We start from the raw sequence: 24006 nt of genomic DNA on the forward strand, positions 1-24006 counted from the left end.
AATGAGATAGGAGAAATTATTTTGGAGACAAAGTTCATTGGTTTGGAAGGTTTCAATGAAATCGAGAGTCTTCCGACAAAAAAACGCAAAGCCTGCAAGCGTGAGCTTACAACCGCACAGAAAACCGTTCGCTTTGTAAAAAGAGCAACAACATTTTGTGCAAAATCGGTTGTAAGAGTTTCAAAAAATTCCGCTGCAAAGCTTGCTCAGACGATAAAGAACAGGAAGGGTTCCTTTAAGTCTGCAACAGTCAAATCAGTTAATGTGCCGAAAAAGACAAAAACGGCAAAAACACAAGCGTTGGCAATTGACAGAGCCTTCAGAGAATCAAGAAGCGGCACAACCAAAAGTGCAAGAGAAATTGTATCCGGACTTTCGTTCAAGAGTGAAAAGCAGTACGCGCACCTTGCACCGTCAACAGTCCGTTCACAGAAATTGATTAAAAAGAAGGCTGTGCTTGCGGTTGTTGCGTGTTTCAGCGCAATCACACTTTCGTGCGTTACTGTTGCAAGTGCTCTTGATGTGCAAGAAACAAATACTAACGGAACCGGAACAGAAGCTGCTGCAGTTGTTGCTGCAGCTACAAGTGATGAAGCAGTTCCCGATTACACAGAAATCAGCGGTGAATATGCTGACCTCAACACAATTTCACCGTCATGTGCAAGTCTTTATATTGACGGCAACTTTATCGGTGCGACAGAAGAGATTGACGAGCTTAAGGCAGACCTTGATCAGGTTCTTGTTGATTACCGCAAGGATTACGATAACGAAACAACAACCGAATTTGCAAATTCGGTGGAGGTTGTAACAGGCAACCCAAGCGGTACAGACCTTGTGTCGGCAGAAGATGTTATGGCACTTGCAGACGGCAAGTTTTCAATCTCACTTTCAACAGACATTGTTTACACAAGAGATGTAGCTTATGACACAAAGGTTAAGTATGACGAGGACAAGTCTTCTTCATACAAAAAGGTAACTACCGAAGGCGTTAAGGGCGAAGAAGAAGTAACGGTAAGAACTACATTTGTTGACGGTGTTCAGACCGATGCGGTTCAGACTGACGCAAAAACTATTAAAGAGGCAGTTGACGAAGTTGTCGTAAAAGGCAAGGCTGAGGATACTTCATCAAGCTCAGGTTCATCATCAACCTCATCAGACAGCAGTTCTTCATCAAGTTCAGATTCATCTTCAAGCTACACAACAGGTTCATCGGGTATGTTTGCATGGCCACTCCCCTACACACATACATTGACAAGTACCTTCGGCACACGCTGGGGCAGACTTCACGGCGGACTTGACATTTCAGCCGGCGGTGTTTACGGACAGCCTATTTATGCATCCGCAAGCGGTACCGTAACATTCTCTGGCGGTGACAACAGCGGCTACGGCAACTATGTTATCATTGACCACGGCAGTGGCTACACAACACTTTACGGCCATTGCAGTTCACTTGTTGCAGTAACAGGTCAGTATGTAAATCAGGGCGACCTCATCGGTTATGTCGGTTCAACAGGCAACTCAACAGGTCCTCACCTCCATTTTGAAATCCGCCTCAACGGTGAAAAAATGGATCCCCTCGGCTACACAAGCTGATTTAATTAAATATAAAATGCAAAATTATAACCCCCTATTCACTTGAATAGGGGGTTTTGTTTACTCATCTTCGGCTGATTCTTCTTTTAAATTTTCAAGAGCTACTCTTACTGCTTCCACAACAAAGGCAGAAAATGTGCAATCCGTACCGACAAGGACAGATTCCACTTCATCAATCACATCGTTTGGAAATCGTATACTTTTGCTTGTTGTTTGGGGAATTTGCGGAATTTTAAACTTTTTCATTGCGTGAACCGCTCCTGTATTACATTATATATTACTATTGTATGCAATTTACACAAAAATTGCGTATTACTTTTGTCTTGCATTTTGTATTACGCAATGTTATAATTGAATCAATGAAGCTTCATATCTAAAAAATTTAATAAGGAGGCAATAAGTGATTACTGTTATTGGGTATATTCTGACAACTCTCGGCTTTGGCGGACTTGCATATTCGTTATTTACTGTGAATACAAACAAAAGATATTCGTGGACATCTCCATTTTCTTCATTTGAAAAAACAATTATTGCAGTTGCTATAATTTCATTTATTATTCTGCTTGTAGGAATTATTATGGTTATATTTTCTTTTGTTAAAAAGAAAAATGAGGATAAGCTTAATTCACTTAAAAATTTAGGAAATAACAATAAATGTCCAAATTGCGGTCTTAATGTTACCGCAGGTATTAACGAATGTCCACGATGCCACCAAAAACTTAATAATATTGACGGAGGTTTTTATAATGGCAAGAACAATTATTAACCTGCCACTGCGAAACAGTGTTGATGAATCATACAACACTGCTGTAAACATTTTGCAGGCAAACGGTTTTAAAGAAGTTTCCTACAACGGCGAAACTGTATGGAAAAAAGGTACAGGACTTTTGACTGCTATGCAATACATAAAAATTGAATTTACAGATACAACGCTCATTGTATCTGGTTGGGTACAAGCAGGTGTCGGTAGTGTTGGCGGAAACGAAATGGCACTTAACGGTATTGTTGCCGCTGTACCAAAAAAATCTGTTATGAAGGTCATTGAACAGATTAAGGCAAGTCTGTAAACAGAGGTAACAATATGATAAAATTAAGAAAAATATCAATGGTGTTATGTATAATTACGATGTTGTTTGCGGTTATGTCATTAAGCGGTTGCAGTAACAACAGCATAACCGGAATATGGGCATTTGTTGACGACGATGGGCAAATTAGCGAAAATTCAAAAATGTATTTTAATGATGACGGTTCTTGCAATGATATTGATTATCATGGTCCGACAAGTGCTGACCCTGTGTCATACAAGGTCATGAGTGATGGAAAACTTGTATTCACAATGGAATGGGACGGCACATCATCATTTGACCTTGCTCAAAGCGAAGAGGAAGCCCTGAATGATTATCACAAATATTATATTTCGGGCGACACATTGATTTTCAGGAAAAGCACATACAAGAGAGTATAAAATTACACCCCGATTCGTTTGAATCGGGGTTTTGTTTATGATGAATATGATTTTATCTGAACATATACTGTGCGGTGTCGAGGACTGACTCCATTGTCTTAAAGGCTTTGTTTGCCTTTTTCTTGAGTTTTGGGTTGCTGTCTACCATATTTTTGCCGACAATACCCATGCAGACGCCTGCCGTCATTCCTATTGCAACGCCTTTCATCACATTCATCATTGGACTTGTATTCATAATCACACCTCCCCATCCTGCAAATTCATTGACAAAATGTGTGTTTTTTCATCTTTGTCACACGGCTTTGTCAAAAAAACTTGCATTATTATTGTTTACGATTTAAAATGTATTTAAACAGAAAAAGAATGGAATAATAAAAATTGGAGTGATAACTTTTGGCAACTCTCAACCTTGTGCTTGTTGAACCCGAAATTCCGCAGAACACGGGCAATGTGGCACGAACCTGTGCTGCAACGGGAACAAGACTTCATCTTGTCAAGCCTATGGGCTTTGAACCCGACGATAAAAAACTCAAAAGAGCGGGACTTGACTACTGGCACTTGCTTGACATCACATATTATGAAAACATTGACGATTTTTTTGAAAAAACAAAGGGCGGAAAATACTTTTTCTTTTCAACAAAAGGAACTCACCGCCACAGCGATGTTGAATATCCCGACAACTGCTATCTTCTCTTTGGCAAAGAAACAAAAGGCTTGCCCGAGGAGCTTTTAATGCAGCATCCCGATGACACTTTAAGACTGCCTATGATTGACGAGGCAAGAAGTCTTAATCTTTCGAACTCGGTTGCAATTGCAGCTTATGAAGTTTTAAGACAATGGGATTATCCTGCTTTGCAGAACAAGGGCGAGCTTCACAATCACAAGTGGAGCGACCTCAACAATATGACATAAGAACAAAAATAATATTCATAAACTTCCTTAAAATCAGTATTTGTAAAGACAGTGCAAAAAATACCCCGACAGGCGAAATTTTTAAAGTTTTCTATTGATAAAAAGGGGTTTTTGATATATAATAATGGTGACTGTAAAAATACTAAATTTTTACAAATTTCTTCTTACACGAAAGGAATGTATATTATGCAGCTCAACAAAGTATCTGTTGATGACATCAATGTAAAAGGTAAAAAAGTACTTGTTCGTTGTGACTTCAATGTACCGCTCAAGGACGGCGTAATCACAAACGACAACAGAATTACAGCAGCTCTTCCTACAATCAAGAAGCTCATCGCTGACGGCGGCAAGGTTATCCTTTGCTCACATCTCGGCAAGCCGAAGAACGGTCCCGAAGAGAAGTTCTCACTTGCTCCCGTAGCAGTAAGACTTTCGGAACTCCTCGGTCAGGATGTTGTTTTCGCTAACGATGACGAGGTTGTAGGCGAAAATGCTAAAAAGGCTGTTGCAGAAATGAAAGACGGCGATGTTGTTCTTCTCCAGAACACTCGTTTCAGAAAAGAAGAAACAAAGAATCTTGAGCCGTTCTCATCAGAACTTGCTTCACTCGCTGATGTATTCGTAATGGATGCATTCGGTTCGGCTCACCGTGCACACTGCTCAACAGTAGGTGTTACAGACCACATCAAGGACACAGCAGTAGGTTACCTCATGCAGAAGGAAATTAACTACCTCGGCAATGCCGTTGAAACTCCTGTTCGTCCGTTCGTTGCAATCCTCGGCGGTGCTAAGGTTGCTGACAAGCTCAATGTTATTTCAAACCTCCTCGAAAAGTGCGACACACTCATCATCGGCGGCGGTATGGCTTACACATTCCTCAAGGCTCAGGGCAAGGAAGTCGGTCTTTCACTCGTTGACGATACAAAGATTGACTACTGTAAGGAAATGATGGCTAAGGCTGAAAAGCTCGGCAAGAAGCTCCTTCTCCCAATCGACACAACAATCGCTGCAGGCTTCCCTGATCCTATCGACGCTGAAATCGAAGTTAAGGTTGTTGATTCAGACAAGATTCCTGCTGATATGGAAGGTCTTGACATCGGCACAAAGACACAGGAACTCTTTGCCGACGCTGTAAAGAGCGCAAAGACTGTTGTTTGGAACGGTCCTATGGGCGTATTTGAGAACCCGACTCTTGCAAAGGGTACAATTGCTGTTGCTAAGGCTCTTGCCGACACAGACGCAACAACAATCATCGGCGGCGGCGACAGCGCAGCTGCTGTTATTCAGCTTGGTTTTGCTGATAAGATGAGCCACATCTCAACAGGCGGCGGTGCATCTCTTGAATATCTTGAGGGCAAGGTTCTTCCGGGTATCGCAGCAATCGCTGACAAATAATTTAATCAAATAAAAGGGCGGATTTTTCCGCCCTTACTGATTTAACCCTGTTATTTTATTATATTAAAAACATATTCTGAAAGGAAAATTATCATGGATAAGTCAAAGAGAAAGGCAATTATTGCAGGCAACTGGAAAATGAACAAAACTCCAAAGGAAGCTAAAGAGCTCCTCAACGCTATTACTCCCCTCGTAAAAGATGCAGGTTGTGAAGTAATCGCTTGTGTTCCTTATGTTGACCTTGCAACAGCACTTGAGGCTACAGAAGGCACAAATGTTAAAATCGGTGCAGAAAACTGTCACTGGGCTGAAAGCGGTGCTTTCACTGGCGAAATCTCAACAGGTATGCTCAAGGAAATGGGCGTTGAATATGTAGTTCTCGGTCACAGCGAGAGAAGACAGTATTTCGGCGAAACAGACGAAACTGTAAACAAGAGAACAAAGGCTGCTCTTGCCGCAGGTCTTAAGCCAATCGTTTGCGTCGGCGAACTCCTCTGGGAGCGTGAGTGCGACATCACAGAAGAAGTTATCGCAAGACAGATTAAGCTTGACCTCTTCAATGTAACAGAAGAAGAACTCAAAAATGTTGTTATCGCTTATGAGCCTGTATGGGCTATCGGCACAGGCAAAACTGCAACAGCTGATCAGGCTGAAGAAGTTTGCTCTTTCATCCGTGCTACAATCGCTAAGCTTTACAATCAGGCTGCTGCCGACGCTGTTACAATTCAGTACGGCGGTTCAATGAATGACGGCAATGCTGACGAGCTTCTCTCAAAGACAAATGTTGACGGTGGTCTTATCGGCGGTGCATCACTCGTTGCCGAGAAGTTTGCCGCAATCGTAAAGGCTGCAAGCAAGTAATTTAAACAGTATATTCAAACACAATGCCGTGTCCTTTTGGGCACGGCACAAAAGTCTGTAATCGGCTTTTGGATTTTGTTTTTTGCATAACAAGATTGTGTATGCTTTATGGAAAGGACACGCAAAATGAAAAAACCGGTAATTTTAATGATTCTTGACGGCTTTGGTATTGCTCCAGAAAAAGGCAACGCTATCAAGGCTGCTAAAAAGCCAAACATTGACAAGCTTTTTGCATCTAATCCGCTCACACAGATTGGTGCGTCGGGTATGGATGTAGGTCTTCCTGACGGTCAGATGGGTAACTCTGAGGTCGGTCACACAAATATGGGTGCCGGCAGAATCGTTTATCAGGAACTCACAAGAATTACAAAGACTATCAACGAGGACAAGCTCAAAGATAACGAGGCTATTGTTGATGCAATGGACAAGGCTCTCAAGAACGGCACGGCACTTCACCTTATGGGACTTCTCTCAGACGGCGGTGTTCACAGCCACATTGAGCATCTCTACGGTATTCTTGAACTTGCTAAGAAAAAGGGTCTTAAGGATGTTTACATTCACGCATTCCTTGACGGCCGTGATGTTCCGCCTTCAAGTGCCGCTGAATATGCTGACAAGCTTCTTAACAAGCTCAAAGAAATCGGCATAGGCAAGGTTGCCACAGTTGAGGGCAGATACTACGCAATGGACAGAGATAACAACTGGGACAGAGTTGAAAAGGCATATGCCGCTATGGTATATGGTGAGGGCAACAAGGCAGAGTGCCCTGTTTGCGCAATTAAGAACTCTTACAATGACGGCGTAACAGACGAATTTGTTGTTCCTTGTGTTATTGAGGGCGGTGCTCAAGTTAAGCCTAACGACAGCATCATCTTCTTCAACTTCCGTCCTGACAGAGCAAGAGAGATTACAAGAACATTTGTTGACCCTGATTTTAAGGGCTTTGAGAGAAAGAACGGTTTCTTCCCCGTAAACTTTGTTTGCATGACTCAGTATGATGCAACAATGCCTAATGTTGAAGTTGCATTCAAGCCAGAGGTTCTCAAGAACACACTCGGCGAGTATGTATCCGACAAGGGCATGACACAGCTCAGAATTGCAGAAACAGAAAAGTATGCTCATGTAACATTCTTCTTCAACGGCGGTGTTGAAAAGCAGTATCCCGGCGAAGACAGAATCCTTGTTAAGTCACCTGCTGTTGCAACATATGACCTTCAGCCTGAAATGAGTGCTTACGAGGTTACAGACAAGCTTGTTCCGGCAATCAAGAGCGGTAAGTACGATATGATTATTCTCAACTACGCTAACTGCGATATGGTTGGTCACACAGGCGTATTCGAGGCAGCCGTAAAGGCTGTTGAGGCTGTTGACACCTGCGTTGGCAAGGTTGTTGACGCAATCAAAGAAATGGGCGGTGTTGCTCTTATCACAGCCGACCACGGCAATGCAGATAAGATGGTTGCAGAGGACGGTTCACCGTTTACTGCTCACACAACAAACCCTGTTCCTTTCTGCGTAGTAAACTACGACTGCGAGCTTCGTGAGGGCGGCAGACTTGCCGATATTGCTCCGACAATGCTCCAAATTATGGGACTCGAGCAGCCCGAAGAAATGGACGGCACAAGCCTTATTAAGTAATTTATTTTACTAATTATATACAGAGCTTATATACAGAGCCACCGATGTTTTATCGGTGGCTTTTTTGTGTTAGCACAAAACTGTAGGGGTAGCCTTGCGACCGCCGCAAATTCCCGCAACGCAAAATTTAAGTTGTAAAATATCGTTAATCGGTGTAAAATAATATTACTTATGTATTGTTAATTATATGGCAGAGAAGGGGAAAATTTGATTAAGCTACGAAGATATCTTGCATACTACAAAAAGGAATGTATCATCGGTCCGCTTTGCAAGCTGTTTGAGGCAATTTTGGAGTTGCTCGTTCCGCTTGTTATGGCAGGAATCATCGACAACGGTGTGCGAAACGGCGACACGGCATACATTTGGAGAATGGGCGGTCTGCTCGTTATTCTTGCAACTGTAGGACTTTGCAGTGCGCTCGTGTGTCAGTATCTTGCATCAAAGGCATCTCAGGGTGTGGGAACAAGACTGCGCCGAGATTTGTTTTTGCACATCAACAAACTCTCTCACGCAGAGTTGGACAAGCTCGGCACTCCGTCACTTATAACACGAATCACATATGACACCAATCAGGTTCAGCAATCTGTTGCAATGGCTATCCGCCTGCTGACAAGAGCACCGTTTATTGTTATCGGTTCAATGGTTATGGCAATGACAATCAACCTTGAAATGTCAATTATTTTCTTCATTGCGGCTATATTGATTGCCGTTACTCTTTACCTCATTATGACAAAGAGTATTCCTATTTTTGAAAAAATGCAGAAAAAGCTCGACAAAATCAGCCTTATCTGCCGTGAAAATCTTTCGGGCAACAGGGTTATCAGAGCCTTTTCAAAGCAGAAAAATGAGAAAAAGCGTATTGACGATTCAACCGAGGATTTGGCTAAAACTTCGATCAGAGTAAGCATTCTTTCGGCACTTTTAAGCCCTGTCACCTACATCATCACCAATGCTGCAATTATTCTCATCATTTGGTTTGGTGCTCAGAATGTCAACGCAGGCAGCGGAATGCTTTCGGGTGATATCATTGCCCTTGTAAACTATATGACGCAGATTTTGCTTGCAATGATTGTTGTTGCAAACCTTGTTGTACTTCTCACGAAGGCAAGTGCAAGTGCGGCAAGACTTAACGAAGTGTTTGAAACTCAGCCGAGTGTGTGTGAAAGCACTACCGAGAACATTGAAATTTCAGAGAGCGAAAGCACTCCGAAAATCGAATTTGACAATGTAAACTTCACATACGGCACGGGTGATGATGAGCTTGAGGACATCAGCTTTAAAATCAAGCGTGGTCAGACGGTCGGTCTTATCGGCGGTACGGGTTGCGGTAAAAGTACGCTTGTCAACCTTATCCCCCGTTTTTACGATGCAACACAGGGTACTGTAAGCGTTGACGGCAGAAATGTCAAGGACTATCCGTTCTTACAGCTCCGTTCACAGATTGGTATTGTTCCTCAGCAGTCAATTCTTTTCAAGGGAACAATCCGTGACAATATGAAATGGCAAAACGAAAATGCAACTGACGAGGATATTATAAAGGCTCTCAAAATTGCACAGGCATACGAGTTTGTAAGCAAGCTGAACAAAGGGCTTGACAGCTTTGTTGAACAGGGCGGTAAGAACTTCAGCGGAGGTCAGCGTCAGCGACTTTGCATTGCCAGAGCACTCACAGGCTCACCGAAGCTTCTCATTCTTGACGACAGCTTTTCGGCTCTTGACTTTGCAACAGATGCGGCACTCAGAAAGGCTTTGCGTGAAAACACAAAGGATATGACCGTAATAATCGTTACACAGCGTTGCTCAACAATCAAGAACGCAGACCTTATTCTTGTGCTTGATGACGGCAGAATTGTAGGCAAAGGTCAGCACGATGAACTGTTTGAAAGCTGCGAAACCTACCGTGAAATCTGTCTTTCACAGCTTAGTGAAGAGGAGGCAAAAAGATGAAAAATTCAGCAAAAAAACCCTCCTCTGTAAAAAAGGTACTCAAAAAAATAAAGCCGTATTCGTTTTATCTGATTTTAGCTCTTGTGAGCGCAATCATCAGCGTTTCGCTCACGCTCTATATTCCTGTTCTCACAGGTAACGCAATCGACAACATCATTGACAAGGGCAATGTTGACTTTGCAAGCGTTATTCAGATTCTTGTGTACATCGGTGCAGGCATCGGCGGTGTGGCACTTTTCCAGTGGATTATGACCTACTTTACCAACATTGTCAGCTACCGCACTGTTCGTGACCTCAGAAGAGAGGTTTTTGAAAAATTCAACACAGTTCCCCTCTCCTACATTGACACAACACCTCACGGCGACCTTATCAGCCGAGTAATCAACGATGTTGACGCAGTTGGTGACGGTCTTACACAGATGTTCCTACAGCTTTTTTCGGGCATTGTTACCATTGTCGGCACGCTTGTATTTATGCTGACAATCAACTGGAAAATCGCCCTTGTGGTTGTTGTTCTCACACCGCTTTCGCTCTTTGTTGCGGCATTTATCGGCAAGATGACGCACAACCGCTTTACCCGTCAACAGGCACTCAACGGTGACATCTCGTCATATGTCGAAGAGCATATCGGCAATCAGAGAATTGTAAAGGCTTTTTCATATGAGGACAGAGCCTTTGAAGAATTTGAAAAGTACAACGATGAACTTCTTGAAGTGGGATTCAAGGCGCAGTTTGCAGGCGCACTTGCCAACCCGTCAACAAGATTCGTAAACGCATTGGTTTATGCCGCAGTAGGCATTATGGGTGCTCTGTTTGCCGTTGCAGGCACACTTTCGGTCGGACAGTTATCATGCTTTCTCACCTACGCAAATCAGTACACAAAGCCGTTTAACGAGGTTACAGGCGTACTCACGCAGTTGCAGACAGGCATTGCGGCGGCAGGACGAGTTTTTGAGGTTCTTGAGGCAGATAACGAAATTCCCGACAACAGTACAAAAGAGCTTGAGCATTGCAAAGGCAATGTCAAGATTCAGAATGTAAACTTCTCCTACACAAAAGAAAAACCGCTCATCACAAACTTTTCGCTTGATGTCAAGAGCGGCAGTCACATTGCCATTGTCGGTCCGACAGGTTGTGGCAAGACAACATTCATCAATCTTCTTATGAGATTTTATGACACGGACAGCGGCAAAATCAGCATTGACGGTGTTGACATTATGGACATCACCCGTGACAACCTCAGAAAATGCTACGGAATGGTTCTTCAGGACAGCTGGCTGTTCAACGGAACGATTATGGAAAATCTGCGTTACGGCAACGAAAACGCAACCGAAGAAGAAGTTATTGCCGCCGCAAAGGCAGCATATGCGCACTCATTCATCCGCCGTATGTCTGACGGCTACAACACCGTAATCAGCGAGGACGGCGGTAATCTCAGTCAGGGACAGAAACAGCTTTTGTGTATTGCAAGGGCGATGCTTACAAACCCATCAATTCTTATTCTTGACGAGGCAACTTCATCAATTGATACCCTTACCGAAATCCGTGTTCAAAAGGCTTTTGCCAAGATGATGAAGGGCAAGACGAGCTTTGTTGTTGCCCACAGACTTTCAACAATCAAGGAAAGCGATGTTATCCTTGTTATGAAGGACGGCAACATCATTGAACAAGGCACACACGAGGAGTTGCTTGCCAAAGGCGGATTCTATAACAAACTCTATAACAGTCAGTTTGCAAAGCAGTAACTCAGCGGCAATCTGTTTTATCCTCCCGAAGTGTGAAAGCACAGTCTAACAAAAAAAGGCACATAACCGAAAATGATGACGGTTATGTGCCTTTTTTGGGTTTTATATATCATTATATAATATCCGCCCGTACTTTTACGCAAAAATTAAAAGGAACTGCGAAGAACGAAGCCTTGGACTTCATCTCTTCACAGTCCCTGAAATTGAACTTGTATAAACTTAAAAAGAATTAAACGAGCTCGATAATTGCCATTTCAGCTGCGTCACCGCGACGGGGACCGATTTTAGTAACTCTTGTATAGCCACCGTTTCTGTCGCTGTATTTTGGAGCAATTTCCTTAAAGAGCTTGCTTGTAACATCTTCCTTGGTAACAAAAGCCAAAACAAGGCGTCTGTTGTGAAGAGTATCTTCTTTAGCTGTAGTAATCATCTTCTCTGCCATAGCCTGAACTTCCTTGGCACGAGTAAGAGTTGTTTCAATTTTGCCGTTTTCCAAAAGGAAAGTAACCATAGCACGAAGCATTGCAGTTCTCTGTGCAGTAGTTCTTCCTAATTTTCTTGTACCTGGCATTTCTTTCACTCCTTTACCGTTGAGTTTATTGGTAAGAATTTGACAGAACAACTGTCAAAGACTTGGGAAGTTTATTCGTCTTCCTTCTGAAGACTAAAACCGAGAGAATTGAGCTTCTGTACTACTTCCTCGAGAGATTTTCTACCGAGGTTACGCACTTTCATCATATCCTCTTCGGACTTGTTGATCAAATCCTCTACCGTGTTAATGCCTGCACGCTTGAGACAGTTGAAAGAACGAACTGAAAGATCAAGATCTTCAATTGTCATTTCAAGAATCTTTTCCTTGCCCTTGTCATCCTTCTCAACCATAACCTCGGCACTTGAAGCCTTGTCGGAGAGGTTTACAAAAAGGTTAAGGTGCTCGGTAAGAACCTTTGCTGCAAGAGAAACAGCCTCCTGAGCATTGATAACTCCGTTTGTCCAAACATCCAAAGTGAGCTTGTCATAGTCGGTAATCTGACCTACACGAGTGTTATCAACTGTATAGTTTACCTTTAACACGGGAGTATAAATTGAATCAATCGGCAAAACGCCAATAACATTGTTGCCGCTTAACTGCTTGTTGCGCTCTGAAGGAATATATCCTCTGCCCTTGTCAACTGTGATTTCCATATTGAGCTTAGCACCCTCACCGAGTGTAGCAATATGGAGTTCAGGGTTGAGAATTTCAACCTCATCATCACATTTGATGTCGGCAGCCTTTACCTCACAGGGACCCTCGGCTGCAATTTCGATAACCTTTGGGCTTGTTTCATGGAGCTTTGCAACAAGACTTTTCATATTAAGAACAATTTCCGTAACGTCTTCCTTTACGCCGGGAATAGTTGAAAATTCGTGAAGAACGCCGTCAATCTTGATTGATGTAACAGCACAGCCTTCAAGAGAGGAAAGCAGCACACGGCGCAAACTGTTGCCGAGTGTGTTGCCGAAGCCGCGCTCGAGCGGTTCAACAACAAACTTGCCGTACTTTCCATCCTCGGTTAATTCCTCGGTTTCAATTCTTGGCTTTTCAATTTCTATCATTCGCGAATCCTCCTAAACATTATGCGACTGCAAAAGCAGCCCATCTGTGTGTAATCTGCGTGTGAAATATAAGATTACTTGGAGTACAACTCAACGATGAGGTGTTCTTCAACAGGAAAGTCGATGTCTTCTCTCTGAGGAGCTGCAACAACCTTGCCGCCAAGAAGGTTTTCGTTCTTCTCAAGCCACTTTGGTGTTACAATTGAAGATGTTTCGCCATCTGCGATTGCCTTGAATCTTGCAGTTGAACGGCTCTTCTCCTTAACTTCGATTACATCGCCAACCTTAACAAGGTATGAAGGAATGTTTACCTTCTTGCCGTTTACGGTAAAGTGGCTGTGACTGACAAGCTGTCTTGCTTCTCTTCTTGTTGCTGCAAGACCGAGTCTGAAGATAACATTGTCAAGTCTTCTTTCAATAAGTGTGAGCAATACAGCACCTGTCTTACCCTCAGCCTGTTCAGCTTTTTCGTAGTAAGCTCTGAACTGCTTCTCCATGATGCCGTAGATAAATTTTACCTTCTGCTTCTCAGTGAGCTGCATGCTGTACTCGCTCTTTTTTCTTCTCATCTTACCGCCGGGATTTCTGTTGGAAGTCTTCTTGGAATAACCCATAACTGCAGGTGAAATACCAAGAGCTCTGCAACGCTTAGCGATAGGCTGCATATTTTTAGCCATAGTAGAATTTTCCTCCTTTTAAAATACTATACACGTCTTCTCTTTGGAGGACGGCATCCGTTGTGCGGAATCGGAGTAACATCCTTAATCATAGTTACTTCAAGACCTGCAGTCTGCAATGCACGGATTGCAGCTTCACGACCCTGACCGGGGCCCTTTACATAAACTTCAACATATTTCATGCCGTGTTCCATTGCTGCCTTTGCAGCTGTCTCGGCTGCTGACTGAGCGGCAAACGGAGTTGACTTCTTTGAACCTCTGAAACCGAGCTCGCCTGCGCTTGCCCATGAAACAGCGTTGCCCTGTGTATCGGAAATAGTAACAATTGTGTTGTTAAATGTTGACTGGATATGCGCTGCGCCTTTTTCAATGTGCTTGCGTTCACGGCGACGGCGAATAACCTTCTTACCACCCTTTGGTGCTGCCATAGTCCTTTGCCCTCCTTACTTCTTCTTATTAGCCATGGTCTTACGGGGACCCTTACGAGTACGAGCGTTAGTCTTAGAACGCTGACCTCTTACAGGAAGTCCTTTTCTGTGGCGAACGCCACGGTAACAACCAATATCAATAAGTCTTTTAATATCATAAGCGATGTCACGGCGAAGGTCACCTTCAACGCGGCAGTGATGCTCGATGTATTCTCTGAGCTTTGCAATATCTTCTTCTGTCAAATCTCTGACACGAGTGTCGGGATTAACACCTGTTGCAGCAATAATGTCGTCTGCAGTCTTACGGCCGATACCGTAGATATAGGTTAAACCAATCTCAACTCTTTTATCTCTCGGTAAGTCAACACCTGCTATACGAGCCATATAGTTGCACCTCCATATAAATTCTAAAATATAGTTTTGTTTTTCTTAGGTAAATTAACCCTGACGCTGCTTGTGCTTGGGGTTTTCGCAAATAACTAAAATCTTACCTTTTCTTTTGATAACTTTGCACTTATCGCACATTTTCTTTACTGAAGGTCTGACTTTCATGTATAATCATTCCTTTCTAAAAAGTCGTGTTTTTACTTTGGATTATTTAGTTCTCCAAGTAATTCTGCCTCTTGTCAGGTCATAGGGGGACATTTCCACCTTTACCTTATCGCCCGGCAAAATGCGAATGAAGTTCATTCTCAGCTTGCCTGAAATAACAGCTAATATCACGTGACCGTTCGGCAGCTCTACCTTGAACTGTGCGTTCGGTAAAGCTTCCTTAACAATACCTTCAATTTCAATTACATCCTGTTTTGACATATTGTCAACCCTCGCTTTTTCTAAAATCGTTTAAAATTTTTCTTATCTGCGGATTGGTCTTGATTGAACCCTCTATCACGGTTCTTGTAGGAGAAATATGAATCAGCTTTTTCTTTTTTGGTTTCTCAACCTTTCTTCGCTTTCCGTCTGCAATGTAAGCAAACACGGAGTCACAGCTGAGAACAACAAAAAAGCCGTTCTTTTCCCTTCCTGCCACAGCCTTTACAATACTACCTTTTACTGTGTTCATAAAATCACCTTTAATCGCACAAAGTCATAATTTTAGGCCCGTCAGGAGTTATTGCAACAGTATGTTCAAAATGAGCAGAGAGCTTTCCGTCAGCAGTGACGGTAGTCCACTTGTCATCAAGAACACGCACATTGCACCTGCCCTGGTTTACCATGGGTTCAATGGCAATAGTCATACCCGGAATAAGCCTTACTCCTCTGTGCGGAGTGCCGTAATTGGGTACGCTTGGGTCTTCGTGCAGTTTCGCACCTACGCCGTGGCCGACAAAATCTCGTACCACCGAGTAACTGCGAGCTTCGACATACTTTTGAACTGCGCTGCCTATGTCACCGACACGGTTGAAGGCAAGAGCCTGTTTAATTCCCTCATACAGACTCTCTTTTGTGGCGTCAAGCAAAGCCTGTGCCTCAGCACTGATTTTGCCGCAGGGGAAAGTGAAGGCGTTGTCGCCGTGAAATCCCCCGTAGAAAGCGCCAACATCAACGCTTACTATGTCGCCCTCTTTTAAAACGAGTTCTTTGCTGGGTATGCCATGGATAACCACATTGTTAACGGAAATGCACGCACTCGCAGGAAAGCCGCCGTAACCGAGAAACGAGGGAACTGCTCCCTGTTTCTCGATGTATGAGCGGACAATGTTATCTATTTCATAAGTAGTAACGCCGGGCTTTACAGCCTCTCCCGCAACACGCAACGCCTCGGCAGAAATTCTGCAGGCGTCTTTCATTTTTGAAAGTTCCCGTGCTGTCTTAACTACAACCATGAATTAAGCCTCTATACCTTCAAGGATAGCCTTTGTAGTAGCTTCTACATCATCCTGTCCTTTTACAGTAACAAGCTTACCCTGCTTCTCATAGTAAGAAACGAGGGGCTCAGTCTCTTTGTGATATGTTTCGAGACGAGCAAGCACGGTATCGGGGTGGTCGTCCTTGCGCTGAACAAGGGTGCCGCCGCAATCGTCGCAGATGCCTTCCTTCTTGGGCTTTAAAGTCACAATGTGGAAAGGTCTGCCACAATTTTCGCAAACACGGCGTCCGGACATACGGTTGATGATTTTTTCATCAGAAATGTCGATGTTGATGACATGCTGAATCTCAACACCCATGTTATCCAGAGCCTCAGCCTGAGGAATAGTTCTTGGAAAACCGTCAAGAATGAAACCCTTCTTGCAGTCATCGGCAGAAAGTCTTTCCTTTACAATACCAATTACTACTTCGTCGGGAACAAGCTTGCCTTCATCCATAAAGGATTTAGCCTTCAAGCCCATCTCAGTGCCGTTTTTCAGCGCTTCACGGATCATGTTTCCGGTTGAAATTGTGGGAATACCAAAGTGTTCACAAAGTACAGCAGCCTGTGTGCCTTTACCTGCACCCGGAGCACCTAACATGATAATGTTCATCTATTATACTCCTTTTTTCTCAATTAGTCAAGAAAACCTTTGTAATGACGCATCATCATTTGTGACTCGAGCTGTTTAACAGTTTCAAGAGCAACACCAACTACGATGATGATTGATGTACCACCGATTGACATCTGACCCATTCCTGAAGCAGCGCCGTAGATAAGCGGAATCATAGCAATAACAGCAAGGAACATTGCACCGATTAAAGTGATTCTTGACAAAATCTTTCTGATGTAATCGGCTGTCGGAGCACCCGGACGGATACCGGGAACCGTACCGTTATTTGCCTTAAGATTGTTAGCCATCTCAACAGGGTTGTACTGAATTGATGTATAGAAATAAGCGAACATTATAATGAACAAGAAATAAAGTACCATGTACAGCCAGCCTGAAGTGCTGAATGCTGCAAAGAATGCACCCCAGAAACCATCTCCTGCCGGAATCTTGAGGAAGAGGTTGATTGTACTTGGAATTGAAAGAATTGAGCTTGCAAAGATGATTGGAAGTACGCCGCCGAGTGCTACCTTGATAGGAAGGTGGCTTGACTGACCGCCGTACATCTTTCTGCCCACAACACGCTTTGCGTACTGAATCGGGATTCTTCTTTCACTGTCCTGCATGAATGTGATAACCCATACAACTGCAACAAAGAGAATAACCCAAAGCGGTACAAGGAAGAAGTACTGTGTGCTGCCGTTTAAAGCAAGACCCCAATACTGACCGAGTGTGTTGATAATCTGTGGGAACTGAGCAACGATACCTGCAAAAAGGAGAATGGAAATACCGTTTCCTATGCCGTGGCTGTTGATCTGTTCACCGAGCCACATCATTACGGCTGTACCTGCCGTGAAAACAAGGATAATTACAATAGCTGAGAACCAAAGTTCAAAACCGCTGTTGTAAAGAGTTACCTTGCTGTTGAGAAGATAGAAGTAATATGCAGTACCCTGAATAATACCGAGACCGACAGTTACATAACGAGTGATTGCACTGATTTTGCGTCTGCCGGCTTCGCCTTCTCTTGCTAATCTCTCAAGCGGAGGAATAGCAACACAGAGGAGCTGGACAATGATTGAGCTGTTGATGTAAGGGGTGATACCCATTGCAAACAATGTTGCGTTTGAGAATGCACCGCCTGAGAGCGTATTCATATAAGAAAGCATTGTGTTTGACCAGTCATCCGGATTCATAACACTTCTGAGAGCCGCAGTATCCAGGAACGGAACCTGAATAACCGAGCCGATTCTGAATACAACAATGATTAAGAGAGTAAATAAAATTTTCTTTCTTAAATCGGGGAGTGACCAAGCATTTTTAATTGTTTTAAACACTTAGATCACCTCTGCCTTTCCGCCCGCAGCCTCAATTGCAGCTTTAGCTGATTCGGAAAAAGCAGAAACCTTTACTGTAAGTTTTTTGTCAAGCTTACCGTTGCCAAGAACCTTAACAGCATCAAAGCCGTTCTTAACAACGCCTGCATTAACAAGAGCCTCAATATCTACTGTCGCACCGTCTTCAAACTTTCTGTTCAAAGTGCTGAGGTTTACTGCTACTACAGCTCTTTGCAAAAATGTTGTTGAAACCTCTTTTAGGGATACGACGCTGTAAAGGCATCTGACCGCCCTCAAATCCGGGACGGATGCTGCCGCCTGAACGAGCCTTCTGGCCCTTATGACCTTTACCGGAAGTTTTGCCCCAGCCTGAGCCGTGGCCTCTGCCGATTCTTTTTGAGTCCTTTTTAGAACCCTCAACAGGAGAAAGTTCATGTAACTTCATTAGTTCGCACCTCCTTGCTTATGCTTCACTAACCTCTACGAGGTGAATGATTTTCGCTACCTTACCCTTAGTCTGAGCGTTATCGGGCTGTGTAGTAACATCACCGATTTTCTTAAGACCGAGAGCATGGGCGGTTGCAATCTGATTTTTCTTAGAGCCGATAAGGCTCTTAACTAACTTAATTGTCATAATTTACAACCTCCCTATTAAAGAATTTCCTTAACGGATTTACCGCGGATTGCAGCAACTTCTTCAGCATTTCTCAATGCGCCAAGACCTGCAAGAGTAGCTCTAACTACATTGCACGGATTATTGGAACGAAGAGCCTTAGTTCTGATGTCCTTAATGCCGACTGCCTCAACAACGGCACGAACGGGACCGCCTGCGATAACACCTGTACCGGGTGCAGCCGGTTTCATAAGAACTCTGCCCGCACCGAACTCGCCGATTACTTCGTGTGGAATTGTTGTGCCTCTGAGAGAAACCTTCATAAGGTTCTTCTTAGCGTCCTCAATACCCTTACGGATAGCATCAGGTACTTCGCCTGCTTTGCCGATACCGAAACCAACTGTTCCGTTACCGTCGCCTACAACTACGAGAGCTGCAAACTTGAAAATACGACCGCCCTTAACTGTTTTAGAAACACGGTTAATAGTAACTACTCTTTCTTTTAATTCGCCTGTTACTTCTACTGTTTTAGCCAAAGTTATTCCTCCAATCCTTAGAAATTGAGGCCGCCCTCACGGGCGCCTTCGGCCAATTCCTTAACACGGCCGTGATATATATTACCGCCTCTGTCAAATACAACATCAACGATATTCTTTTCTTTTGCACGCTCTGCAACGAGCTTGCCAACAGCCTTAGCTGCCTCTTTGTTTCCGCCATTGCCTGTGATTTCTTTATCAAGGCTTGAAGCCTGAGCAAGTGTAACACCTGCTACATCGTCAATAATCTGAGCATAGATGTTGCTTGTGGAGCGGAATACGCAAAGACGGGGACAAGAAGCTGTACCGCTGATTTTGCTGCGGACTCTCTTATGGCGTTTTGCGCGTGCCTTTTTTGTATCTGGTCTGCTTACCATTTGTTATTCACTCCTTAATTATTTGCCCTTACCGGCCTTGCCTTCCTTGCGGCGGATAACTTCATCAGCGTACTTAATTCCCTTGCCCTTATATGGCTCCGGAGGACGCTTTTCTCTAACTTCGGCAGCAAACTGACCAACCTTTTGCTTATCAATGCCGGTGATGATGATTTTGTTCGGATCGGGAACTTCAATCTTGATGTCCTCTGTATCCTCAACGATAACCTGGTGTGAATAACCAAGGTTCATAACGCACTTGCTGCCCTGCTTCTGAACACGGTAGCCAACGCCGTTTACTTCGAGAGTCTTTGAATAACCCTCTGTAACACCTATAATCATATTGTGGATAAGTGTTCTTGTAAGACCGTGAAGTGAACGGTTTTCTTTTGCGTCGTTTGGACGGGTAACCTCAATTACATCGCCCTTAATCTCAACAGTCATTGCAGGATTGAACTTGAAATCAAGTGTACCCTTAGGACCTTTAACTGTGATAACGCCGTTGTCAATTGAAGCTGTAACGCCGGCGGGAATATTTATAGGTTTTCTTCCAATTCGAGACATTTATCGCACCTCCTCTTACCAAATGTAAGCGAGAACCTCGCCGCCAATGTGCTGCTTTCTTGCCTCACGGTCTGTCATAACACCCTTTGAGGTTGAAATGATGGCGATACCAAGACCCTTCATTACCTTTGGCATATCTTCTGCATTACTGTAAATTCTAAGACCGGGCTTTGATACACGGCGAAGACCTGTGATAACAGGAGTCTTGCCGTCTGTATACTTGAGTGTTACCTTAATAACGCCCTGCTTGCCGTCTTCAATAACTGTGAAATTCTTTACATAACCCTCGTCAACAAGAATCTGACAAATTGACTTCTTGAGGTTTGAAGCGGGAATTTCAACAGAATCATGCTTTGCTGAATTTGCGTTACGGATTCTTGTAAGTAAATCAGCAATTGTATCTGTAATCTGCATTATGCTTTACCTCCCTTGCTTACCAGCTTGCTTTCTTTACACCCGGAATTTCGCCCTTGTAAGCGAGTTCACGGAAGCAAATACGACAAATGCCATACTTACGGAGGTAGGCGTGTGGTCTACCACAGATGTTACATCTTGTGTACTCTCTTGTAGAGAATTTCTGCTTTCTCTGCTGCTTTACTTTCATCGAAGTTTTAGCCACAACAATCCCTCCTTACTTTGAAAACGGTGCGCCCATAAGCTTTAAAAGCTCGCGAGCTTCTTCGTCTGTTGCTGCAGTGGTAACGAAGCAAATGTCCATACCACGAACCTTGTCAATCTTGTCATAGTCAATCTCAGGGAAAATAAGCTGTTCCTTAAGACCCATGTTGTAGTTGCCGCGGCCGTCAAATGAATCAGGGTTGATACCTCTGAAGTCACGAACACGGGGAAGTGCTACATTGAAGAATCTGTCGAGAAATTCATACATTCTCTCGCCTCTTAATGTAACCTTGCAGCCGATTGCCATGCCTTCTCTGATTTTGAAGTTAGCAACTGACTTTCTTGCCCTACAGATGAGAGGCTTCTGACCTGTAATAGCAGAAAGGTCTGTACAGATAGCGTCAATTACTTTTGAGTTATCTTTAGCTTCGCCTGCGCCTACATTGATAACGATTTTATCAAGCTTAGGAATCTGCATTGTGCTCTTGTAGGAGAACTTTGACATAAGAGCAGGTGCAACTTCTTTTGAATAGTATTCTTTAAGTCTTGCCATATCTTATTTCCTCCTTAAAGTGCTTCGCCGCATTTAGCGCAAACTCTGCCCTTAGAGCCGTCCTCATAGAACTTATGAGCAACTCTTGTAGGCTTTTTGCATCTTGGGCAAACGATCTGAACCTTAGATGCGTACATAGCACCCTCAGCCTTAATGATACCGCCCTGCTCGCCCATCTTCTTGGGTTTAACATGCTTTGAAACCATATTTACCTTTTCTACGATAACTTTGCCTTCTTTAGGGCTTACAGCCATAACCTGACCTGTCTTGCCCTTGTCCTTACCGCTTAATACGATAACGGTGTCGCCTGTTTTAACATGAACTTTACTCATTGTGACACCTCCAATTAAAGTACTTCGGGAGCGAGAGAAAGAATCTTCATATAATCTTTATCACGAAGCTCTCTTGCTACCGGTCCGAAGATACGAGTACCCTTCGGGTTCTTATCTTCCTTAATAATAACAGCTGCATTTTCATCAAAACGGATATAAGTGCCGTCTTCTCTTCTGACGCCCTTTGCAGAACGAACAACTACAGCCTTTACAACGTCGCCTTTTTTAACAACACCGCCGGGTGCTGCCTTTTTAACCGAGGCTACGATTACATCGCCAATGTTGGCATATCTCCTTCTGGTACCGCCGAGTACACGAATGCACATAAGTTCCTTTGCGCCGGTGTTGTCGGCAACCTTGAGGATAGTTTGCTGCTGAATCACAGTGTAATTCCTCCTTTACTCAAAGCCGCTAAAATAAACTTATTTAGCTTTCTCTATAATCTCGACGAGTCTCCATCTTTTGTCTTTAGAAAGAGGACGGGTCTCCATAATCTTTACACGGTCGCCAATGCCACACTCGTTGTTTTCGTCGTGTACCTTGAAACGAACTGTACGCTTAACAATTTTGTTGTAAAGCTTGTGCTTTACGCTGTCTTCAACTGCAACGACAATTGTCTTGTCCATCTTGTCGCTTACAACTTTTCCGACAACAGTTTTTCTCATATTTCTTTCACTCACTGTTAAGTCCTCCTCTCTTAAGCTTCAGCGCCGTTAAGTTCCATCTGACGAAGAACTGTTGAAATTCTTGCGATGTCCTTTTTAACAGCACCGATTCTGGATGAGTTTTCGAGCTGATTAACAGCAAGCTGGAAACGAAGATTGAATAATTCTTCTTTGAGTTCAGTGAGCTTTGTCTGAAGCTCTTCTACTGACATATCTCTGAGTTCTGATGCTTTCATTACTGCTCACCCTCCTCTTTCTTAACAAACTTGCACTTGATAGGAAGCTTATTTGCAGCAAGGCGAAGAGCCTCTCTTGCAGTAGCTTCATCTACGCCGCCGAGTTCAAACATAACTCTGCCGGGCTTTACTACGGCTACCCAATACTCGGGTGAACCTTTACCTGAACCCATTCGTGTTTCAGCAGGCTTTGCTGTAACAGGCTTGTCAGGGAAAATTTTGATCCATACTTTACCGAATCTTTTGCAGTAACGAGTCATAGCGACACGGGCAGCCTCAATCTGGTTTGAGGTAATCCATGCAGGCTCTGTAGCCTGAAGACCGAAATCGCCGTAAGTAACCTTGTTACCACGAAGAGCCTTACCTGTCATACGACCTCTGTGAACTCTTCTGTATTTTACTCTCTTAGGTAATAACATTACTTTCTGCCTCCTTCTCTGCGGGGCTTTCTTGACTTAACTTCGTTAAGAACCTCGCCCTTGTAAAGCCAAACCTTAACGCCTACTTTACCGTAGGTTGTGTTAGCTTCTGCAAAGCCGTAGTCGATGTCGGCACGAAGTGTCTGAAGCGGAATAGTACCTTCGTGGTACTGCTCTGAACGAGCAATTTCAGCACCGCCAAGACGGCCTGAACACATAATCTTGATACCCTTAGCGCCGCGACGCATTGCGTTGCCGATTGACATCTTCATTGCACGGCGGAAAGAGATTCTCTTTTCAAGCTGCTGAGCGATGCTTTCTGCAACGAGCTGTGCATCAAGTTCAGGAGCCTTAACTTCTACAATATTGATTGCAACGGGCTTTGAGAGCATCTTTTCGCACTGTGCTCTGAGCTTTTCAATCTCAGAACCGCCCTTACCGATTACAAGACCGGGCTTAGCGCAGTGGATGCTGATTTTAACCTTTTTGCCGTCACGCTCAATTTCAATTTTTGAGATACCGAAGTTGTAAAGCTGAGCCTTCAGAGTCTTACGGAGGTTATAGTCCTCAACGAGTGTAGCACCGAAGTCCTTCTTATTTGCAAACCAACGGGAATCCCAATCTTTAATAACGCCGACACGGAGACCGTGCGGATTAACTTTCTGACCCATAATCTAACCTCCCCTTAGTCGTCTTCTCTTTCCTTGAGTACGAGGGAAATGTGAGAAGTTCTCTTGTTGATTCTGAACGCTCTGCCCTGTGCTCTCGGACGAATTCTTTTAAGGATGGGGCCTGCTGTTGCATTGCACTGAGCAATGTAAAGCTTGGATACATCCATGTCATGGTTGTTCTCAGCATTTGCCATAGCTGAATTGAGCAGCTTTAAAAGCGGCTCGCAAGCGGCCTTGGGAGTGTGCTTAAGAACAGCTTCCGCATACTTAACATCTTTGCCTCTTACGAGGTCAAGAACAACATTAACCTTGCGGGGTGAAATACGAACAAATTTTGCATTTGCCTTTGCTTCCATCTGCAATACTCTCCTT

37 protein-coding genes and 1 pseudogene are annotated in these 24006 nt (G+C 43.8%); 10 read left to right on the forward strand and 28 right to left on the reverse strand.

The window, feature by feature from the left end:
- Nucleotides 1-21: 21 nt before the first annotated feature.
- Nucleotides 22-1593 carry a peptidoglycan DD-metalloendopeptidase family protein gene (locus QDI94_RS06625; protein WP_278867998.1) on the forward strand — a complete coding sequence of 524 codons (1572 nt, stop codon included), beginning with the start codon at nt 22-24 and terminating at the stop codon, nt 1591-1593.
- Between the two features lie 60 nt (nt 1594-1653).
- Here QDI94_RS06625 and QDI94_RS06630 read toward each other — a convergent pair whose 3' ends face one another.
- A complete protein-coding gene (locus tag QDI94_RS06630; RefSeq protein ID WP_015523312.1) occupies nt 1654-1839 on the reverse strand; it encodes a YlcI/YnfO family protein in 186 nt (61 codons plus the stop codon).
- Nucleotides 1840-1993: 154 nt separating this feature from the next.
- On the opposite strand from QDI94_RS06630, the gene QDI94_RS06635 reads away from it, so the two are divergent.
- The 3 genes from QDI94_RS06635 to QDI94_RS06645 are packed head-to-tail and all read left to right on the forward strand — an operon-like array spanning nt 1994 to nt 3058.
- Entirely contained in the window at nt 1994-2359 is a 366-nt protein-coding gene (locus QDI94_RS06635) for an Asp23/Gls24 family envelope stress response protein (RefSeq protein ID WP_101028269.1), read from the forward strand.
- Nucleotides 2340-2660, forward strand: coding sequence for a hypothetical protein (locus QDI94_RS06640; RefSeq protein ID WP_101028268.1), 321 nt, complete (start codon nt 2340-2342; stop codon nt 2658-2660). Before QDI94_RS06635 ends, QDI94_RS06640 begins: the two co-directional genes overlap by 20 nt.
- A gap of 14 nt (nt 2661-2674) precedes the next feature.
- Entirely contained in the window at nt 2675-3058 is a 384-nt protein-coding gene (locus QDI94_RS06645) for a hypothetical protein (protein ID WP_101028267.1), read from the forward strand.
- Between the two features lie 52 nt (nt 3059-3110).
- Here QDI94_RS06645 and QDI94_RS06650 read toward each other — a convergent pair whose 3' ends face one another.
- Nucleotides 3111-3293, reverse strand: coding sequence for a hypothetical protein (locus tag QDI94_RS06650; RefSeq protein ID WP_015523309.1), 183 nt, complete (start codon nt 3291-3293; stop codon nt 3111-3113).
- 158 nt (nt 3294-3451) lie between these two features.
- Between QDI94_RS06650 and trmL the strand changes: the two genes are divergently transcribed.
- The 6 genes from trmL to QDI94_RS06680 all read left to right on the forward strand — a co-directional run bounded on the left by trmL (nt 3452) and on the right by QDI94_RS06680 (nt 11556).
- Nucleotides 3452-3970, forward strand: a complete 519-nt coding sequence (gene trmL / locus QDI94_RS06655; RefSeq protein WP_101028266.1) for a tRNA (uridine(34)/cytosine(34)/5-carboxymethylaminomethyluridine(34)-2'-O)-methyltransferase TrmL — start codon at nt 3452-3454, stop codon at nt 3968-3970.
- A gap of 186 nt (nt 3971-4156) precedes the next feature.
- Entirely contained in the window at nt 4157-5365 is a 1209-nt protein-coding gene (locus tag QDI94_RS06660; protein ID WP_187128343.1) for a phosphoglycerate kinase, read from the forward strand.
- Between the two features lie 93 nt (nt 5366-5458).
- Nucleotides 5459-6226: a triose-phosphate isomerase gene (gene tpiA / locus QDI94_RS06665; protein ID WP_101028264.1), complete on the forward strand. Its 768-nt coding sequence runs from the start codon at nt 5459-5461 to the stop codon at nt 6224-6226.
- Between the two features lie 126 nt (nt 6227-6352).
- The gene (gene gpmI, locus QDI94_RS06670) at nt 6353-7864 is read left to right on the forward strand and encodes a 2,3-bisphosphoglycerate-independent phosphoglycerate mutase (protein ID WP_278868002.1); all 1512 of its coding nucleotides are present in this window, start codon (nt 6353-6355) and stop codon (nt 7862-7864) included.
- 207 nt (nt 7865-8071) lie between these two features.
- The gene (locus QDI94_RS06675) at nt 8072-9811 is read left to right on the forward strand and encodes an ABC transporter ATP-binding protein (protein ID WP_278868004.1); all 1740 of its coding nucleotides are present in this window, start codon (nt 8072-8074) and stop codon (nt 9809-9811) included.
- Nucleotides 9808-11556, forward strand: coding sequence for an ABC transporter ATP-binding protein (locus QDI94_RS06680; RefSeq protein ID WP_278868006.1), 1749 nt, complete (start codon nt 9808-9810; stop codon nt 11554-11556). Before QDI94_RS06675 ends, QDI94_RS06680 begins: the two co-directional genes overlap by 4 nt.
- A gap of 229 nt (nt 11557-11785) precedes the next feature.
- On the opposite strand, the gene rplQ is transcribed toward QDI94_RS06680, so the two are convergent.
- The 26 genes and pseudogenes from rplQ to rplV all read right to left on the reverse strand — a co-directional run bounded on the left by rplQ (nt 11786) and on the right by rplV (nt 23990).
- Nucleotides 11786-12127, reverse strand: a complete 342-nt coding sequence (gene rplQ, locus QDI94_RS06685) for a 50S ribosomal protein L17 (RefSeq protein ID WP_015523213.1) — start codon at nt 12125-12127, stop codon at nt 11786-11788.
- 71 nt (nt 12128-12198) lie between these two features.
- Nucleotides 12199-13152: a DNA-directed RNA polymerase subunit alpha gene (locus QDI94_RS06690; RefSeq protein ID WP_015523212.1), complete on the reverse strand. Its 954-nt coding sequence runs from the start codon at nt 13150-13152 to the stop codon at nt 12199-12201.
- A 74-nt stretch (nt 13153-13226) separates the two neighbouring features.
- Entirely contained in the window at nt 13227-13829 is a 603-nt protein-coding gene (rpsD, locus tag QDI94_RS06695; RefSeq protein WP_101028261.1) for a 30S ribosomal protein S4, read from the reverse strand.
- Nucleotides 13830-13855: 26 nt separating this feature from the next.
- Complete coding sequence (gene rpsK / locus QDI94_RS06700; protein ID WP_015523210.1) at nt 13856-14257, reverse strand: 30S ribosomal protein S11; 402 nt, start codon at nt 14255-14257, stop codon at nt 13856-13858.
- Between the two features lie 15 nt (nt 14258-14272).
- On the reverse strand, nt 14273-14641 hold the full coding sequence (gene rpsM, locus QDI94_RS06705; protein WP_015523209.1) for a 30S ribosomal protein S13: 369 nt from the start codon (nt 14639-14641) through the stop codon (nt 14273-14275).
- 54 nt (nt 14642-14695) lie between these two features.
- On the reverse strand, nt 14696-14809 hold the full coding sequence (gene rpmJ, locus QDI94_RS06710; RefSeq protein WP_015523208.1) for a 50S ribosomal protein L36: 114 nt from the start codon (nt 14807-14809) through the stop codon (nt 14696-14698).
- Nucleotides 14810-14851: 42 nt separating this feature from the next.
- A complete protein-coding gene (gene infA / locus QDI94_RS06715; protein ID WP_015523207.1) occupies nt 14852-15070 on the reverse strand; it encodes a translation initiation factor IF-1 in 219 nt (72 codons plus the stop codon).
- A 4-nt stretch (nt 15071-15074) separates the two neighbouring features.
- Nucleotides 15075-15320, reverse strand: a complete 246-nt coding sequence (locus tag QDI94_RS06720) for a KOW domain-containing RNA-binding protein (protein ID WP_278868010.1) — start codon at nt 15318-15320, stop codon at nt 15075-15077.
- 10 nt (nt 15321-15330) lie between these two features.
- Nucleotides 15331-16083, reverse strand: coding sequence for a type I methionyl aminopeptidase (gene map, locus QDI94_RS06725; protein ID WP_176789768.1), 753 nt, complete (start codon nt 16081-16083; stop codon nt 15331-15333).
- 3 nt (nt 16084-16086) lie between these two features.
- Nucleotides 16087-16719 (reverse strand): adenylate kinase, encoded by a 633-nt coding sequence (locus QDI94_RS06730; RefSeq protein WP_176789767.1) that lies wholly within the window; start codon nt 16717-16719, stop codon nt 16087-16089.
- A gap of 23 nt (nt 16720-16742) precedes the next feature.
- Nucleotides 16743-18053, reverse strand: coding sequence for a preprotein translocase subunit SecY (gene secY, locus QDI94_RS06735; RefSeq protein ID WP_101028257.1), 1311 nt, complete (start codon nt 18051-18053; stop codon nt 16743-16745).
- A pseudogene (gene rplO / locus QDI94_RS06740) lies at nt 18054-18498 on the reverse strand (50S ribosomal protein L15).
- A gap of 18 nt (nt 18499-18516) precedes the next feature.
- Nucleotides 18517-18687 (reverse strand): 50S ribosomal protein L30, encoded by a 171-nt coding sequence (rpmD, locus tag QDI94_RS06745; protein WP_101028255.1) that lies wholly within the window; start codon nt 18685-18687, stop codon nt 18517-18519.
- Nucleotides 18688-18704: 17 nt separating this feature from the next.
- Nucleotides 18705-19202, reverse strand: a complete 498-nt coding sequence (gene rpsE / locus QDI94_RS06750) for a 30S ribosomal protein S5 (RefSeq protein ID WP_021883485.1) — start codon at nt 19200-19202, stop codon at nt 18705-18707.
- 17 nt (nt 19203-19219) lie between these two features.
- Nucleotides 19220-19579 (reverse strand): 50S ribosomal protein L18, encoded by a 360-nt coding sequence (gene rplR, locus QDI94_RS06755; RefSeq protein ID WP_015523201.1) that lies wholly within the window; start codon nt 19577-19579, stop codon nt 19220-19222.
- An 18-nt stretch (nt 19580-19597) separates the two neighbouring features.
- Nucleotides 19598-20140: a 50S ribosomal protein L6 gene (gene rplF / locus QDI94_RS06760; protein WP_278418838.1), complete on the reverse strand. Its 543-nt coding sequence runs from the start codon at nt 20138-20140 to the stop codon at nt 19598-19600.
- Nucleotides 20141-20155: 15 nt separating this feature from the next.
- Nucleotides 20156-20554, reverse strand: a complete 399-nt coding sequence (rpsH, locus tag QDI94_RS06765) for a 30S ribosomal protein S8 (RefSeq protein WP_015523199.1) — start codon at nt 20552-20554, stop codon at nt 20156-20158.
- Between the two features lie 19 nt (nt 20555-20573).
- Nucleotides 20574-20759: a type Z 30S ribosomal protein S14 gene (locus QDI94_RS06770; protein WP_021883486.1), complete on the reverse strand. Its 186-nt coding sequence runs from the start codon at nt 20757-20759 to the stop codon at nt 20574-20576.
- A 12-nt stretch (nt 20760-20771) separates the two neighbouring features.
- Nucleotides 20772-21311, reverse strand: a complete 540-nt coding sequence (rplE, locus tag QDI94_RS06775; RefSeq protein WP_101028253.1) for a 50S ribosomal protein L5 — start codon at nt 21309-21311, stop codon at nt 20772-20774.
- Between the two features lie 14 nt (nt 21312-21325).
- Nucleotides 21326-21643 carry a 50S ribosomal protein L24 gene (rplX, locus tag QDI94_RS06780; RefSeq protein WP_015523197.1) on the reverse strand — a complete coding sequence of 106 codons (318 nt, stop codon included), beginning with the start codon at nt 21641-21643 and terminating at the stop codon, nt 21326-21328.
- Between the two features lie 14 nt (nt 21644-21657).
- Nucleotides 21658-22026: a 50S ribosomal protein L14 gene (gene rplN, locus QDI94_RS06785; protein ID WP_021883487.1), complete on the reverse strand. Its 369-nt coding sequence runs from the start codon at nt 22024-22026 to the stop codon at nt 21658-21660.
- Nucleotides 22027-22065: 39 nt separating this feature from the next.
- A complete protein-coding gene (gene rpsQ, locus QDI94_RS06790) occupies nt 22066-22323 on the reverse strand; it encodes a 30S ribosomal protein S17 (protein ID WP_278868015.1) in 258 nt (85 codons plus the stop codon).
- A gap of 17 nt (nt 22324-22340) precedes the next feature.
- Nucleotides 22341-22544: a 50S ribosomal protein L29 gene (gene rpmC / locus QDI94_RS06795; RefSeq protein WP_015523196.1), complete on the reverse strand. Its 204-nt coding sequence runs from the start codon at nt 22542-22544 to the stop codon at nt 22341-22343.
- Nucleotides 22544-22963, reverse strand: a complete 420-nt coding sequence (rplP, locus tag QDI94_RS06800) for a 50S ribosomal protein L16 (protein WP_015523195.1) — start codon at nt 22961-22963, stop codon at nt 22544-22546. Before rplP ends, rpmC begins: the two co-directional genes overlap by 1 nt.
- Nucleotides 22963-23634, reverse strand: a complete 672-nt coding sequence (gene rpsC / locus QDI94_RS06805; RefSeq protein WP_021883489.1) for a 30S ribosomal protein S3 — start codon at nt 23632-23634, stop codon at nt 22963-22965. Before rpsC ends, rplP begins: the two co-directional genes overlap by 1 nt.
- A 14-nt stretch (nt 23635-23648) precedes the next feature.
- Nucleotides 23649-23990: a 50S ribosomal protein L22 gene (rplV, locus tag QDI94_RS06810; protein ID WP_015523193.1), complete on the reverse strand. Its 342-nt coding sequence runs from the start codon at nt 23988-23990 to the stop codon at nt 23649-23651.
- Between the last annotated feature and the right edge of the window lie 16 nt (nt 23991-24006).

Source organism: Ruminococcus bromii, from assembly GCF_928721825.1.
Classification (GTDB): domain Bacteria; phylum Bacillota; class Clostridia; order Oscillospirales; family Acutalibacteraceae; genus Ruminococcoides; species Ruminococcoides bromii.

Bases quoted from the DNA above. Each gene is read 5' to 3' on its own strand.
- QDI94_RS06630 (WP_015523312.1), bottom strand. From the start codon at position 1,839: ATGAAAAAGTTTAAAATTCCGCAAATTCCCCAAACAACAAGCAAAAGT.
- QDI94_RS06640 (WP_101028268.1), top strand. From the start codon at position 2,340: ATGGCAAGAACAATTATTAACCTGCCACTGCGAAACAGTGTTGATGAA.
- QDI94_RS06645 (WP_101028267.1), top strand. From the start codon at position 2,675: ATGATAAAATTAAGAAAAATATCAATGGTGTTATGTATAATTACGATG.
- QDI94_RS06650 (WP_015523309.1), bottom strand. From the start codon at position 3,293: ATGAATACAAGTCCAATGATGAATGTGATGAAAGGCGTTGCAATAGGA.
- QDI94_RS06660 (WP_187128343.1), top strand. From the start codon at position 4,157: ATGCAGCTCAACAAAGTATCTGTTGATGACATCAATGTAAAAGGTAAA.
- tpiA (WP_101028264.1), top strand. From the start codon at position 5,459: ATGGATAAGTCAAAGAGAAAGGCAATTATTGCAGGCAACTGGAAAATG.
- gpmI (WP_278868002.1), top strand. From the start codon at position 6,353: ATGAAAAAACCGGTAATTTTAATGATTCTTGACGGCTTTGGTATTGCT.
- QDI94_RS06680 (WP_278868006.1), top strand. From the start codon at position 9,808: ATGAAAAATTCAGCAAAAAAACCCTCCTCTGTAAAAAAGGTACTCAAA.
- rplQ (WP_015523213.1), bottom strand. From the start codon at position 12,127: ATGCCAGGTACAAGAAAATTAGGAAGAACTACTGCACAGAGAACTGCA.
- QDI94_RS06690 (WP_015523212.1), bottom strand. From the start codon at position 13,152: ATGATAGAAATTGAAAAGCCAAGAATTGAAACCGAGGAATTAACCGAG.
- rpsD (WP_101028261.1), bottom strand. From the start codon at position 13,829: ATGGCTAAAAATATGCAGCCTATCGCTAAGCGTTGCAGAGCTCTTGGT.
- rpsK (WP_015523210.1), bottom strand. From the start codon at position 14,257: ATGGCAGCACCAAAGGGTGGTAAGAAGGTTATTCGCCGTCGCCGTGAA.
- rpsM (WP_015523209.1), bottom strand. From the start codon at position 14,641: ATGGCTCGTATAGCAGGTGTTGACTTACCGAGAGATAAAAGAGTTGAG.
- rpmJ (WP_015523208.1), bottom strand. From the start codon at position 14,809: ATGAAAGTCAGACCTTCAGTAAAGAAAATGTGCGATAAGTGCAAAGTT.
- infA (WP_015523207.1), bottom strand. From the start codon at position 15,070: ATGTCAAAACAGGATGTAATTGAAATTGAAGGTATTGTTAAGGAAGCT.
- QDI94_RS06720 (WP_278868010.1), bottom strand. From the start codon at position 15,320: ATGAACACAGTAAAAGGTAGTATTGTAAAGGCTGTGGCAGGAAGGGAA.
- map (WP_176789768.1), bottom strand. From the start codon at position 16,083: ATGGTTGTAGTTAAGACAGCACGGGAACTTTCAAAAATGAAAGACGCC.
- QDI94_RS06730 (WP_176789767.1), bottom strand. From the start codon at position 16,719: ATGAACATTATCATGTTAGGTGCTCCGGGTGCAGGTAAAGGCACACAG.
- rpmD (WP_101028255.1), bottom strand. From the start codon at position 18,687: ATGACAATTAAGTTAGTTAAGAGCCTTATCGGCTCTAAGAAAAATCAG.
- rplR (WP_015523201.1), bottom strand. From the start codon at position 19,579: ATGGTAAGCAGACCAGATACAAAAAAGGCACGCGCAAAACGCCATAAG.
- rplF (WP_278418838.1), bottom strand. From the start codon at position 20,140: ATGTCTCGAATTGGAAGAAAACCTATAAATATTCCCGCCGGCGTTACA.
- rpsH (WP_015523199.1), bottom strand. From the start codon at position 20,554: ATGCAGATTACAGATACAATTGCTGATTTACTTACAAGAATCCGTAAC.
- rplE (WP_101028253.1), bottom strand. From the start codon at position 21,311: ATGGCAAGACTTAAAGAATACTATTCAAAAGAAGTTGCACCTGCTCTT.
- rplX (WP_015523197.1), bottom strand. From the start codon at position 21,643: ATGAGTAAAGTTCATGTTAAAACAGGCGACACCGTTATCGTATTAAGC.
- rpmC (WP_015523196.1), bottom strand. From the start codon at position 22,544: ATGAAAGCATCAGAACTCAGAGATATGTCAGTAGAAGAGCTTCAGACA.
- rplP (WP_015523195.1), bottom strand. From the start codon at position 22,963: ATGTTATTACCTAAGAGAGTAAAATACAGAAGAGTTCACAGAGGTCGT.
- rpsC (WP_021883489.1), bottom strand. From the start codon at position 23,634: ATGGGTCAGAAAGTTAATCCGCACGGTCTCCGTGTCGGCGTTATTAAA.
- rplV (WP_015523193.1), bottom strand. From the start codon at position 23,990: ATGGAAGCAAAGGCAAATGCAAAATTTGTTCGTATTTCACCCCGCAAG.